General features: G+C 29.1%; 13 protein-coding genes, 1 CRISPR repeat array and 1 riboswitch. Of the genes, 12 read left to right on the forward strand and 1 reads right to left on the reverse strand.

Annotated elements, in window-relative coordinates; translation table 11 throughout:
- Nucleotides 1-112: 112 nt before the first annotated feature.
- The 7 genes from IC175_RS07260 to IC175_RS07290 all read left to right on the forward strand — a co-directional run bounded on the left by IC175_RS07260 (nt 113) and on the right by IC175_RS07290 (nt 7,424).
- The gene (locus IC175_RS07260; RefSeq protein WP_227851360.1) at nt 113-1,672 is read left to right on the forward strand and encodes a cell wall-binding repeat-containing protein; all 1,560 of its coding nucleotides are present in this window, start codon (nt 113-115) and stop codon (nt 1,670-1,672) included.
- Between the two features lie 250 nt (nt 1,673-1,922).
- Nucleotides 1,923-3,198: a CRISPR direct-repeat array (repeat unit 29 nt; unit sequence GTTTTATATTAACTATGTGGTATGTAAAT).
- Between the two features lie 161 nt (nt 3,199-3,359).
- Nucleotides 3,360-3,542 carry a CopG family transcriptional regulator gene (locus IC175_RS07265; protein WP_227851361.1) on the forward strand — a complete coding sequence of 61 codons (183 nt, stop codon included), beginning with the start codon at nt 3,360-3,362 and terminating at the stop codon, nt 3,540-3,542.
- 120 nt (nt 3,543-3,662) lie between these two features.
- Nucleotides 3,663-4,475: a Bro-N domain-containing protein gene (locus tag IC175_RS07270; RefSeq protein ID WP_227851362.1), complete on the forward strand. Its 813-nt coding sequence runs from the start codon at nt 3,663-3,665 to the stop codon at nt 4,473-4,475.
- 59 nt (nt 4,476-4,534) lie between these two features.
- On the forward strand, nt 4,535-4,711 hold the full coding sequence (locus IC175_RS07275) for a hypothetical protein (RefSeq protein ID WP_227851363.1): 177 nt from the start codon (nt 4,535-4,537) through the stop codon (nt 4,709-4,711).
- 582 nt (nt 4,712-5,293) lie between these two features.
- Nucleotides 5,294-5,452 carry a type I toxin-antitoxin system toxin gene (locus IC175_RS07280; protein ID WP_021369367.1) on the forward strand — a complete coding sequence of 53 codons (159 nt, stop codon included), beginning with the start codon at nt 5,294-5,296 and terminating at the stop codon, nt 5,450-5,452.
- A gap of 174 nt (nt 5,453-5,626) precedes the next feature.
- A complete protein-coding gene (locus tag IC175_RS07285; RefSeq protein ID WP_227851364.1) occupies nt 5,627-6,187 on the forward strand; it encodes a hypothetical protein in 561 nt (186 codons plus the stop codon).
- A gap of 727 nt (nt 6,188-6,914) precedes the next feature.
- The gene (locus IC175_RS07290; RefSeq protein WP_227851365.1) at nt 6,915-7,424 is read left to right on the forward strand and encodes a VanZ family protein; all 510 of its coding nucleotides are present in this window, start codon (nt 6,915-6,917) and stop codon (nt 7,422-7,424) included.
- A 318-nt stretch (nt 7,425-7,742) separates the two neighbouring features.
- Here IC175_RS07290 and IC175_RS07295 read toward each other — a convergent pair whose 3' ends face one another.
- Entirely contained in the window at nt 7,743-7,919 is a 177-nt protein-coding gene (locus IC175_RS07295) for a hypothetical protein (RefSeq protein WP_003416990.1), read from the reverse strand.
- A 52-nt stretch (nt 7,920-7,971) separates the two neighbouring features.
- Nucleotides 7,972-8,068: riboswitch (cyclic di-GMP riboswitch) on the reverse strand.
- A 592-nt stretch (nt 8,069-8,660) separates the two neighbouring features.
- Between IC175_RS07295 and vanR the strand changes: the two genes are divergently transcribed.
- The 5 genes from vanR (at nt 8,661) to IC175_RS07320 (ending at nt 13,263) form a co-directional block, all read left to right on the forward strand.
- Complete coding sequence (gene vanR / locus IC175_RS07300; RefSeq protein ID WP_227851366.1) at nt 8,661-9,356, forward strand: VanR-ABDEGLN family response regulator transcription factor; 696 nt, start codon at nt 8,661-8,663, stop codon at nt 9,354-9,356.
- Nucleotides 9,357-9,391: 35 nt separating this feature from the next.
- Nucleotides 9,392-9,907 (forward strand): VanZ family protein, encoded by a 516-nt coding sequence (locus IC175_RS07305; RefSeq protein WP_227435392.1) that lies wholly within the window; start codon nt 9,392-9,394, stop codon nt 9,905-9,907.
- Nucleotides 9,908-9,935: 28 nt separating this feature from the next.
- The gene (locus tag IC175_RS07310; protein WP_227836356.1) at nt 9,936-10,994 is read left to right on the forward strand and encodes a sensor histidine kinase; all 1,059 of its coding nucleotides are present in this window, start codon (nt 9,936-9,938) and stop codon (nt 10,992-10,994) included.
- Between the two features lie 133 nt (nt 10,995-11,127).
- Complete coding sequence (locus IC175_RS07315) at nt 11,128-12,015, forward strand: ABC transporter ATP-binding protein (protein ID WP_227435388.1); 888 nt, start codon at nt 11,128-11,130, stop codon at nt 12,013-12,015.
- Nucleotides 12,016-13,263, forward strand: a complete 1,248-nt coding sequence (locus IC175_RS07320; RefSeq protein WP_255615828.1) for an ABC transporter permease — start codon at nt 12,016-12,018, stop codon at nt 13,261-13,263.
- Nucleotides 13,264-13,319: the final 56 nt, after the last annotated feature.

Here is a 13,319-nt window from a genome sequence, read left to right on the forward strand (position 1 = left end):
AAATGTTACTTAATGTCGTTAAATGAGTAGAAATAGTTTGTACTTTCGACAACATATAATATATGTTTGTTATACAATTTAATTGATAGACATGAAAAAAGGGGGAGATATTTTGAAATCAAAGAAATTATTATCATTAGGGTTAGCTATGTCAATGTTTGTTGCTGGTTTTCCTGTATCTGCAAATGCACTTGATAAAATTGAAGCAATCAAAGGTGCAGATAAATATGAAACTGCTGGGATTATTGCAGATAAACAAAGCTATACCACTGCAATACTTGTAAATGCAGATAGTACTATGGCTGACGGGCTAAGTGCGAGTGGACTTGCAGGAGCTACAAATGCGCCAATTCTTTTGACTAAGAAGAATAACATACCAAATGCAACTATTAAGAGGGTAGAAAAAGCTAACAAAGTGTACATAATTGGTGGAGAAAATTCTATTGATAAGGCAACAGAAACTTTTCTAAAAGATAAAGGAATAGAAACTAAAAGGCTTCAAGGTAGTGATAGAATTAAGACAAGTTATAATGTAGCAAAAGAGATAAATTCTATTAATAAAGTAAATAAAGTTATATTAACTAATGCTTTTAAAGGTGAGCCAGATGTTATGAGTGTTGCCTCTGTAGCTGTTAGAGACAAAGCACCTATAGTATTGACTGATGGGAAAAGTGTACCATTTAATACTACTGGAATAGAAAGTTATGCAATAGGTGGAACTTCATCAATGAGTGATAAACTAGTTAATGATACTAATTCAACTAGATTGGGTGGAGTAGATAGATATGATACTAATAAGAAGATAATAAATAAGTTCTATAATGGAGCAAAAGAGTTTTATATAGCTAGTGGAACAGATTTAGTATATGCACTTGTTGGTTCTACAATGGCTAAAAATACTCCAATTGTACTAGTTGATGATAATAGTAATAAGACTGTATTAAAAGGTGCAACTAAAATAATATCGATAGGAAATTTAAATAATAATGCTATTGAACAATCCCTAAACATAACAAAAAACATTGCCAGTCCAACTACTGGAGGAAAGTATACTGTAAAAGAAGCGACTGAAAGAATAGCTTATATTTTAGATGAAAAAGTATTTGTAGATTATGAATCTAGTATTAAAGCCAAAACAGACCCAGATGAATGTTTTAGGTATTATATTAAAAACTTTACTTACCAAGGTAAAGACTATTATGTAATTGGCGCTGATGATGATGATTTTAGATTTTTAATAAATATGAATAATTTAAATGATATATTAGAATGGTATTCAAATAATACAATAAAGAGGTTTGATGCGGAAGGTTATTTGAAAGAGAGAAAAGCAATTGATATTGCATTTGAAGCATGCTCTAGTAAATATGGTATTAGTGAAGATGATTTGATACTAGATAGAGAAGAACATAATATAAGTACTGATTTTTATGTGGTTGTATTGTATGAGAGTTCTGGAATAGATTCATATTGGGTTTTTATAAATACTGATACATGGACTGTTCATGATATACAGCGTTTAAATCAAGATGAAGAATTAGTATCATATCATGATGTAAACCCAAATCCAGAGCCAAATAAGCATTATAATAGAGATGTTGATGATGTTAATATTATATTCGTTCCATCAGAGAATAATCCTTTTGACAATGATATAGATGGAATAAATTAAACATAAATATTTATTATAATGAGCTAAACTACAAATTGATATAAATATTCAAAAATAATATATTTATGATATAATAAAATTATAGAAATTTTGCAGTGAGCGATATTTGTGGCAAATTAGGGGTTAACAGTTGCAATGTAAGGCATTGAGAACATATGATAAGTGTTATCAATTGCACTACTCATGGTTCACTGCAAATTTGAGAGAGTTGTATATGTGTAAGTATTGAAAATACTTGGTTTATTTTAGGGTTTTATATTAACTATGTGGTATGTAAATTTATACATACTACTACAAGCAACTCTAACATTTGTTGGTTTTATATTAACTATGTGGTATGTAAATTTTTTCAAGCATTGCAACTACTTCGATTGGATTTTTTGTTTTATATTAACTATGTGGTATGTAAATCTGATTATCACAGGAGGTATAGGCTTAGCAACTTCGTTTTATATTAACTATGTGGTATGTAAATATTTTTATTGCAGTTTATAATTGGTATGGTGTTAATGGTTTTATATTAACTATGTGGTATGTAAATTTAAACAAAAGGTTGGCATTGGCAATTTATAGTTTTTGTTTTATATTAACTATGTGGTATGTAAATATCTATTTCTTGTGTTTTTCTTACTTCTTCATTTTCTTGTTTTATATTAACTATGTGGTATGTAAATGTCATTGCCCTTGCTCCAGAAGTTATTAGTGCTATTGTTTTATATTAACTATGTGGTATGTAAATCCAGTAGACACTATTCCTACTGTTGGCATTGATTTTAGTTTTATATTAACTATGTGGTATGTAAATAAGTTATTAGTTTAATAGCGTCAACTTTAGTTTGTGGTTTTATATTAACTATGTGGTATGTAAATTTGAAAAATTTTACTTCAAATCTTTTTATATCCTCTGTTTTATATTAACTATGTGGTATGTAAATAGGTAACTGACATAACAAAATTGGATAAAGATACATCGTTTTATATTAACTATGTGGTATGTAAATAGAGGCTTGTATAACTTTTTTACAATTATTACAAAACGTTTTATATTAACTATGTGGTATGTAAATATTATATCTGTACACAAAAAAGTTAGTGGATATGCGTTTTATATTAACTATGTGGTATGTAAATCCAGTTACAGCAACTCCGAGTGTCTTGTCTGAGTCAGGTTTTATATTAACTATGTGGTATGTAAATCGCAAAAGGATTACCTAATGTACTAGCTATATTGTTTGTTTTATATTAACTATGTGGTATGTAAATTATATTGCAATTATTTCTCCATCTTGGTCAAAGATTGTTTTATATTAACTATGTGGTATGTAAATTTAAATTACACTCATGTCTATTCCTATGCACTCTATAGTTTTATATTAACTATGTGGTATGTAAATCTATTTACACCTTTACTTTTCAAATTGTCTTTAAAAGGTTTTATATTAACTAAGTGGTATGTAAATTTTCTAACATCATCATTAAATCTTTTTTGTTGTTCATGTTTTATATTAACTATGTGGATTCAAACTTAATAAACAAAGAAAGCACTTACTTTATTGTAGGTGCTTTTGTTTTGCTCAAATTTGGTCGGTTGAGTAAAGTAATTAGAAAAAAATGGTAGAGACCTATTGAATTATTGTACGTACTGTATTATAATTTAAGTACGGACAATAAAAAGAGAGGTGATTAGATGTCCAGTAAATTAGGCAGACCAGCAAAAAAAGACTCTAAAAAACTGAGATTTGAAGTTAGACTTAATCAAGAACAAGCTGATATATTAAATGAGTGTGCTGAAAATCTTAAAATATCTAAAACAGATGTTGTAATTAGAGGAATTGAATTGGTGAAAGAGAAGCTTGACAAAAACAAATAAAAAACAGCCGCTGCACCGACCAAAGCACTTGCGACTGTTTCCCAAAGAAGTTACCTTCTATGAAATATATTCTATCATAGTAAGGTACTTCTTACAATCAAATTTAAGGAGGATTTTACTATGAATGAGTTAATGAATTTTGAAGGAAAAGAGATTGAAGTATTCGAATTTGAAGGAAGAATTTTATTCAACTCAAAAGATGTAGCAAACTGTTTAGACATAAAAAATGTTAATGAGAATATAAGACTTATGAATGAAAAGCAATTTGTAAAGTTAAGAAATTCGGATATCAGTAATACTGACATCCGAAAACTTAATAATGCTGGAGAAAATTTTCTTACTGAAAGTGGAGTGTATAAATTAATCTTTAAATCAAGAAAAGAAGAAGCAGAGAAATTTCAAGATTGGATAAGTGATGAAGTACTACCTCAGATTCGACAAAATGGTGCATACATAACTGATAATGCTAATCCAGATAAGTTGAGAGAAAAAGCAAACGAAATAGAAAGTCTAGATACAGTTAACAAGACTATAGAAATATTAACACCTTTTCTTGATAATGCTGGAATAGATGAAAAAGCAAAGTTACTTACAGCAAAGACTATCTACAAAAAGGCAGGAATAGAGTTACCTCTTGAAATAGAAGAAAAGGAACACTTCTTTGACACAGTACAAATAGCAACTAAGTTAAATATTTATTCTAAGTCTAATAAACCTGCGTTTCATGCAGTAGGTGAAATTATTAAGAAGTTAAATATACAAGATAATGAAAAATTAGTAGTACTGGAAAGTAAAAAAGGTTGGAGTGGAAGTGTAAATAAGTATTCAGAAAGTGTAATAGATAAAATAAGAAATTGGATAGAGGAGAATAATAGACCTACAAAGATTGCAGGTGAGGAGAAGAATTATCATGTGGTTTATAAAATTGAGTAAATGATATTGTATTAAATAATATATTTTAGTTTATTTTGGTTTTGAGGGGGATTAATACAATGCGTGAGAATTTACTTAATGAATATAATTTAAAAACTGATGAAGATGTAGAATACTTTGTGAAGTTTGCTACATTATTATATAAATTGAAAGAGAATGATGAAGAAAAGTTTTATGAATATGCAGAGATATTGAGAGGTATTCTTAGAGAACAACAAGAGAGAGAAAATAAGTAAAATAATATGGATAAAGCACTTAGTAAGTACATAAAAGTTCTTTATATTCCAAAATATGCTATAATTGTAGTGTTAAATATAGGGTGATTACGCATCCTAAATGTGAGGTCATCCCAAGTGATTTGGGATAGGCACTCGCAAAGATAGTTGTAAAATGTAGCAATTATCACCGTCCTAGCGAATCGCTAGGTAAAAACATGCGAAATTTAAAGACACTTGGGATAAATTTGATTAGTGCTAGCATTTGTAATGGTTGTCTTATTTAGGAATGTACATTTTTAAGTGGTTAAAGAATGACATAGGATGTTTTTAAATGTAAATACAGATAAACAAGCTTTATACACATCAAAGTTAAAAAATGACATGAGATGTAAACTATGAATATTTATACAAAAACACTTGCTTATGGTAGGTGTTTTTTATTGAAAGGATGTAATTATAATGTAAAAAGTAATATACAGGTAAAATATGTAAGAATTATATGATATAATAATTGTAGCAAGAAGATGCAACCTACAATTTATAGAGTGGAGTTCATACAAAAGATTATCCTCCCAACGTATAGAAGGGAGGTGTGTATGTATGGATAATTTTTTACAAGGTGTACTAGCAAGTTTAGTTGCCAGTTTAATAGTTTACTTAACTAGTAAGTTATTTAAAAAAGTAAAAAGCCACTCAAACACGACTAAGAGTGACTTTGACTTTAAACTTACAATCAAGTTTAAAAGAAATAAACATTAATTTTTAGAACTTCACTCTAGTTTCAAATAGATTGTAGTTCTTCTTGCTTTTATTATACCACAAATTAGCAAAAATATTGCCTATAATATTTTTTATAGTCAATAAAAAGAAAGGATAATAGATTTAGCAAATCACAACATTAGACCTAGAAATGAAGACCCTAAGAGTAAAGTAATGTTAAACAGTAAAGATATCAAAAATTTAATATCAACAGAAGAAGATACAATATTAGATGTTGTAAAAATAGCTGAAAATAAAGATTCAGAAACATTTGACGCAACTGTAATAGTAACTAGAGCTATACTTAACAAATATCAGGAAGAAATACTTGCAGATGTAAAGTATTTTGTAAAAATGACATATGATAAACGTAATTTGCCTGATGGATATCCTGGATATAAAATAACTAATGTGAGTGGTGGTGTTATATCTAAGTCAGACCCACAAATGACTCCTACAAAACTATATCTACGTTCAATTTCTGGTTACAGTAGATATCTTAATGCTACAGGTAATCGTACTTCTGGAATAGAAAAATTTAATTCTACAACATGGAATTCACCAAAAATGGGTTCTACATATTCATTTTCTCCAAGTTCTAATTACTACTATGATGCTAGTGGAGCAGGTGGAGTAAATGCACAGGCTCATTTAACAGTAAAGAGAAGTGTATCAAGTGCCACTTGGACTGATTATGTAGATGTTTTTATAGGAACTAGATTTGGTTTAACATAAAATATAAATATGGAATTTAGGTGCTTTTTATGAAAATTTTTTTATATGTTTTATATAGTTTTATAGTTATTACAATTAATTTTATATTAAAAGAAAAAAATTACAACTTTATTTTATTAGCAATATTTTTTATACTCCTATTAATTCAAAATGGGGTATTAAAAACAGGTTATCAAAATAGAGCCACCTTTTATCAAGACAATTACTTTAATGAAGAAAATAAAAATGATGAGATAAAACTTATGACTATAAAGAATTTTATATTTTTGTCTTTACCATTATGCTTTAATATACTATTCAACTATTTAATTTCTTAAATTGCATTTAGATTTATTTTAGCAGTAGATAAATTAAATTTAAATATTAGACAAAAAGGTGATAGATAATTTCTATCACTTTTTTAATATATTCTACTTCAAAAATAATTTTTTATTAGTTAAAAAAATTATATAAAATTATAGTAGAAGTTGTAACAATAAAGCGAACGAAAAGCATCATACTAAAACATAAGAAATGTTATAATTATATTGTATGTTTCATAAATATACATTAAAAACCCCCCTTTTATAGGAGTGCTTATTTTTTGAAATTTATTAATGTATAAACTATCAATAATATTACTCAAGACACCTTAAAATTAATTTAACAGAAATAGTTGACAGATAAATTGAATTAATATACTATTGTATTAAGTTATTAATACAATAGAACAATGAGGTGGTAATGAATGAAATCCAAAGAATACAATATTACAAAAGGGTTGTTTGTAGTGTATATAATTCTTTTGACATGGATAATACTATTTAAGATGCAATTTGATATTTCATCACTTGAAACTATGAATCTTAGAAATATAAACTTAGTACCTTTCGCTGGTTCACTTATAGTTAATAATAGAGTAGATATATCAGAGATTATATTAAATGTAGCTATATTTGTACCATTTGGCATATATTTGTGTATACTAAAAGAAGAATTTAGCTTTATAAAAAAGATTGTACCTATTTTTATAATTAGTTTGGTATTTGAAACACTTCAATATATATTTGCAATAGGTGCAAGTGATATAACCGATTTGATAGGGAATACACTAGGAGGAATTATAGGAATAGTTGTTTTTATGTTATTGTCAAAAATATTTAAGCATAAGACAATGAAAATTATTAATGTATTGGCATTGATTGTAACAGCTATTGTGGTATTATTTTTAGGCTTACTTATTATTGCAAACTTATAGAAATAAGTGCACAGACTTAGCTTAAAATAGACAGTAAAATACAATTACATATAAAATTACTTAAACATGAAAAGCATCTATATAAAGGTGCTTTCCTAAAGTATTAAAGAATTATTACATCCTGAAACTTTTGTATATTTAATTTTTGATTTTTATTTGTTCTTCTAATAAATCTAATGCACAATTCACACAAACTTTAATTTCTGTTTAACAAGAAATTAAACTCTGAATGATATAAATATATTTCAATTGTTTTTTATTAGCAATTTATTAAATGTAGATAAAACTAAAAAGGGTTTTCTAGAAAATAATGTCTATCTAATTATACTTACTTACCAATACCATTACTTGATGCAAACAAGATTCTACTACATTTTCTCCGTACTCTAGTATAAAATCATCTAACTGTGTATCTATAAAATCACAATAATCATATGAACTACCAATATATGCAGTCAACATATGTGTACATCTATCCATTTTATCTCTAAACATATATTATTATCCCCCTAAAAAACTTTCATAAAAACAAAAAGAACAATATCCTTTTGGCAACTGGCTGACATAACTTATAAGATATTTTACAAGTCTTAGTCCCTATAGCTTTGCGTCACTAAATTTCTCTAGTTTTGCCTATTTAGTTTTATTCTACAATTTAATAATACAATGTAATTAGTTATTATTCAACATATGTGTTTGAAAATTGAATAAATTTATGGATATGAATAGTATTTTTTATATATAAAAACAAACTAAAATAGTAGAATATATGTAAAATTTTACCTGTAGTATTGATACAACGAGTTGATATGTAGAAATTCTATGTTTTAGGCAATTTTGCGAGTATATCGTATTCACAGGTGATGCTGATAAAATCAGACATAAGGTCATTAAAAACTATATCAATGTTTCTGTGGTAGTTGATATAGAGTGTTAGGATACAACGAAATAAAGATGGAGAATCAAAGGAGTACTTTGAAAATGGTACTCCTTTTCTCAGAGGATTTCAGAGCGCAGGGTACAAAAACTCTGTAAAGAAAATGAATACCAAGTATTATACCTTTTAGTTGTATCTGGTGGATACAAAAAGAAGCAGAAAAACCGAAAGATAATCGTAAAAAGCTGTAGAGTTAGGAAATTCTTAATAATTTCTTATGCAGAAAATCATAAATAGTAAAGATTCTTTTGATACAATAATAAAATACCTTGTATATGCGCGAAAGGAGGAAAACAGTTATGAATGATAAAATTCTTGTAGTAGATGATGAACATGATATAGAGGACTTAATAGAGGTCTATCTGCAAAATGAAAACTATATCGTATTTAAGTATTATTCAGCTAAGGAAGCTCTTGCTTGTATAGAAAATACAGAGCTTGACCTTGCTATTTTGGATATTATGATGCCTGATGTAAATGGATTTGATATTTGTCGAAAAATACGTGAGAAGTACAATTTTCCAGTTATTATGCTAACTGCAAAAGATGAGGAAACTGACAAAATCACAGGATTAACTTTAGGAGCTGACGATTATGTCACAAAACCTTTTCGTCCCCTTGAATTAATTGCTAGAGTAAAGGCACAGCTGCGTAGATATAAAAAATACAATCATATACAAGAAGAATCTGATACAAGTTCTGTTTTATGTTATTTAGGTTTAGAAATTAATACTAAGACATATGATTGTCTAATTGACGGAAATCCTATTTCACTTACACCAACGGAGTATTCCATACTTTGTATTTTGCTACAGAACAAGGGAACTGTTGTTAGTTCAGAGGAATTATTTTATAAAATATGGCAAGATGAGTATTATAGCAAAAGTAACAATACAATCACTGTTCATATACGACATTTGCGTGAAAAAATGGGTGATACTATTGAAAAACCTAAATATATCAAAACTATATGGGGAGTCGGTTATAAAATTTAACTACAACTCACTATGAGGAGAGGAAAAATTACGCTATGAATAAAAAAAAGAAACATTTAAAAATAATTAGTTGTGTATTATTCATACTTTATTTAATTTTATTAGTATGGATTATATTGTTTAAACTACAATTCAGAATAAGCGATATAGGTTACACAAGGAGTATCAACTTGATTCCATTTCATTACTCTACTTCTGTTGGAGAACAGTTTCATTTTGAGGAAGTGAGAGATAATATTTTAATTTTTATTCCTTTCGGAGTTTTACTTTCCATGTTGTCATCAAGAATGAAACTACAAAATAAAGTTCTTATTATTTTTGGAAGCAGTTTTATCCTTGAAATGATTCAGTATATTCTTGCTATCGGAAGTACAGATATTACAGACTTAATCACCAATATGTTTGGTGGAATAATTGGTATTGGTCTATATGCATTACTGCTGAAAATACTAAAAGATAAGCAAAAAACAGATATAGTAATTTCAACTCTAGCTGGAATCTTTGCAGTTCTTTTTTTAGCACTGATGACAGTTCTTCTGTTATCCAATTAATAAATGTATAGATATGGAGGTGATAGCAATGACAAATATTGGTACAGAAAAGAAATTACGTATGAAACTATTTATAAGCTTAATTATATATACCTTAGCTGGGTATATTTTGGTAATATTATTCGATTATGGATTCAGTAGATTTTCAAACACATTTTTTCTGTGGCTACATCTTAGAATTGACTTAATTTATTTTCTATATTTGATTATAGGTTTTGTCTGTATTTTTTATCATTACTGGAAAAAACCATGGGAATATTTGCAGGAAGTCATGAATGCCACTAAAATAATATATCAACTAAATGACAGCACCATTGAATTATCTGAACCACTCAAAGATATGGAAAAGCAGATGAACCAAATAAAAATGGCTGTTCTACTTAGCCAGCAAGCTGTAAAAGAAGCTGAAAACAAAAAGAATGAATTAGTCATGTATTTAGCTCATGATATTCGCACACCTCTTACCTCTGTAATAGGTTATTTAAGTCTGCTGGATGAAGCACCTGACATGCCTATAGAACAGAAAGCAAAATATGTTGGAATTGCTTTGAAGAAGTCTATGCGTCTGGAAAAGCTCATTGATGAATTTTTTGAAATCACAAGGTACAATACACAGCAAATTCAACTAACAAAAACAAATGTAGATTTATACTATATGTTTGTGCAACTCATTGATGAGTTTTATCCTGTATTATCTGCTAAAGGAAATTCTGTTATACTCAACGCAAATGAGAATTTGATGGTTTATGCTGATTCTGAGAAACTAGCTAGAGTGTTTAACAACATGCTCAAAAATGCTGTTGCATACAGTTATCCTAATACAGAAATTCTTATTTACGTTCAAAAGGAACAGGATAAGATTAAAATTAAATTTGAAAACCAAGGACATACTATTCCACCAGAACAATTATCTACAATTTTTGAAAAATTTAACCGTTTAGATGATGCTCGTAAATCGGACAGTGGTGGTGCAGGTCTTGGGCTTTCTATTGCCAATGAAATTATTCTTTTACATGGTGGAGAAATTTTGGCTCAAAGTGAAAATGATAGGATTATTTTTACTGTATTACTTCCAATTCAGTCTTAGGAAAACATTAATTGGATATTAGGATTTTCTTAGGAATTTATCCTGTTAATATTAAAGTTTAAAACGTCCTTGTTTAGTAAAATAAAACTGAACAAGGACGTTTGTCTTTGTATTATAAAAAAGGAGAAAAGACATGGAATTAACAATTACAAATCTTAAAAAAAATTTTAAGAATAAAACCGCAGTTGATGATGTTTGTTTAAATCTTACACCTGGTGTGTGGGGGCTTCTTGGAGCTAATGGTGCTGGTAAGACTACGCTTATGAAAATGATTGCGAATATTCTAAAACCAACTAGTGGAAAAATTGTTTTTGATGGTAAGGATATTCATTCAATGGGAGAAGAATACAGAAATCTATTCGGTTTCTTACCACAGGATTTTGGTTTCTTTCAAGATTTTACAGTAAAGGACTATTTGGAGTATGTGTCTGCATTAAAGGACGTTCCTGCTAGAGAAACAAGAAAAAAGATTGACAGTCTGCTGCATACACTTACCTTGACTGATGTCAAAAATAAAAAAATTATCAAGTTATCTGGTGGAATGAAACGTCGAGTGGGAATTGCACAAGCAATGTTAAATGACCCGAAACTTCTAATAATGGATGAACCAACAGCTGGACTTGACCCTGGAGAGCGAGTTCGTTTCCGAAACTTTATTTCAGAGTTCTCTCATGACAGGATTGTCCTTATTTCAACTCATATCGTATCTGATATTGAGTATATTGCTACTCAAAATGCCATTATGAAATCAGGAAGAATTCTTGATGTAGGGACAACAGATGAATTGGTCAAACAAGTTACAGGTAAAGTTTGGAATTGTATCATACCTGCTGAAAAGATGCCTATGTATGAAATGCAGCTTCGTATTATTAATCAACGTAGTGAAGGTAATAATCAGGTATCAGTTCGTTATTTGGCAGATGAAGCCAAAACAAGTGACTCAATAATGGCTTCGCCCCGTTTGGAGGACTTATATTTATGGTTATTTCCGCAAGAGGAAATAAGTGAGGAGGGAAAGTAAATGATTCGTATTTATCGTCTTGAAATAAAACGTGTGTTGAAATCACGTCGTTCTATCATTTTATTACTTATTTCACTATTCATGTCTGTTGTGATGGCTTGGCTTCCGGTATTGTATGAGGACATCAATCAATATGATAAAAACGGCAACAAGGTAGCAGAATTAAATGGTCTGGAAGCAATTGCCTATAAAAAATCACTTCGCTCTGAAAATAATGGAGAAGTTACTATGGAAAAACTCAAAGAAGCTTTGAATATCTATCAAAGTGCAGTTTTGCCATATGGAGAAGACAGCCTTAGTAGTGGTGAATTCCCTACAGATATTTATATAAAAAAGGTATTTCCCATTCAATCTCTATTGGCAAGACTGCCAGAAGCCTATTCTAATCCAAAGACTGGTCAGGGAATAAGCTTAATGGATATTTCTCCTGATAAATTAGATGGTTTTTATGAGCAGACTACGCAACATCTTAAAGATATCATGCAGATGGAGCAAAAGAAATATCCAACCGCACAGAAACATGCGATACAAAAATATGTAGAAGTAAATACGCCTTTTCAGCTTTATACTGGATATTCAAGAGATGCATTTGATTATATTATTCTATTTATTTTTCTCCTAGTCATTCTTTGTACAGCGGCTGTGACCCCTACGTTTTCTAATGAATACCAAACGGGTTCAGATAGTATTTTGCGCTGTACAAAACATGGACATTCTCGATTAGCAATTGCAAAGATTATGGCTGCACTTACTATTTTTACTGTAGCATTTGTCATATGTATTTCAATTCATTTGACAATTTCAAATCTAGCATTTGGAACTGAGTGTATGAAAACATCTATGCAGATGCTATTTTCAGTTATCAGTCTGCCTGCACTTAATTTAGGGCAGCTTCAGATTACTTTGGCAATAGGAGGGCTTATTTCACTGCTGGCAACTGTCAGTTTCACACTGTTTTTATCAGCTAAATGCAAGGATTCACTCTCTGTTATCCTAATTGCTATTGTAACATGTTTACTTCCAATATTTACGTATTCGGCTGGAGCCAATTGGCTTACTTTTATCTTACCATCAGCAGGAATAGGTATGCAAAATAGTTTACTGTACCAATTGACTAGCTTTAATTATCTGCATATTGGACAGGCAAGCATCTGGTCACCCTATGTCATAATAGTGGCATCAATAATTGAAATTCCTGTATTTCTTCTTCTTGCTATACGGGCTTATAACAAACATCAGGTTATATAAATCAACATTCTGTGAACAACTGTTTAGTAGTTAAAAACCTTTGTTTAGGAATAGAA

The organism is Clostridioides sp. ES-S-0123-01 (assembly GCF_020658415.1).
In the GTDB taxonomy this organism is placed as follows: Bacteria; Bacillota; Clostridia; order Peptostreptococcales; family Peptostreptococcaceae; genus Clostridioides.

Excerpts from the sequence above, each read along its gene's own strand:
- IC175_RS07265 (WP_227851361.1), top strand. The coding sequence starts at position 3,360 with ATGTCCAGTAAATTAGGCAGACCAGCAAAAAAAGACTCTAAAAAACTG.
- IC175_RS07270 (WP_227851362.1), top strand. The coding sequence starts at position 3,663 with ATGAATGAGTTAATGAATTTTGAAGGAAAAGAGATTGAAGTATTCGAA.
- IC175_RS07275 (WP_227851363.1), top strand. The coding sequence starts at position 4,535 with ATGCGTGAGAATTTACTTAATGAATATAATTTAAAAACTGATGAAGAT.
- IC175_RS07280 (WP_021369367.1), top strand. The coding sequence starts at position 5,294 with ATGGATAATTTTTTACAAGGTGTACTAGCAAGTTTAGTTGCCAGTTTA.
- IC175_RS07285 (WP_227851364.1), top strand. The coding sequence starts at position 5,627 with ATGTTAAACAGTAAAGATATCAAAAATTTAATATCAACAGAAGAAGAT.
- IC175_RS07290 (WP_227851365.1), top strand. The coding sequence starts at position 6,915 with ATGAAATCCAAAGAATACAATATTACAAAAGGGTTGTTTGTAGTGTAT.
- IC175_RS07295 (WP_003416990.1), bottom strand. The coding sequence starts at position 7,919 with ATGTTTAGAGATAAAATGGATAGATGTACACATATGTTGACTGCATAT.
- vanR (WP_227851366.1), top strand. The coding sequence starts at position 8,661 with ATGAATGATAAAATTCTTGTAGTAGATGATGAACATGATATAGAGGAC.
- IC175_RS07305 (WP_227435392.1), top strand. The coding sequence starts at position 9,392 with ATGAATAAAAAAAAGAAACATTTAAAAATAATTAGTTGTGTATTATTC.
- IC175_RS07310 (WP_227836356.1), top strand. The coding sequence starts at position 9,936 with ATGACAAATATTGGTACAGAAAAGAAATTACGTATGAAACTATTTATA.
- IC175_RS07315 (WP_227435388.1), top strand. The coding sequence starts at position 11,128 with ATGGAATTAACAATTACAAATCTTAAAAAAAATTTTAAGAATAAAACC.
- IC175_RS07320 (WP_255615828.1), top strand. The coding sequence starts at position 12,016 with ATGATTCGTATTTATCGTCTTGAAATAAAACGTGTGTTGAAATCACGT.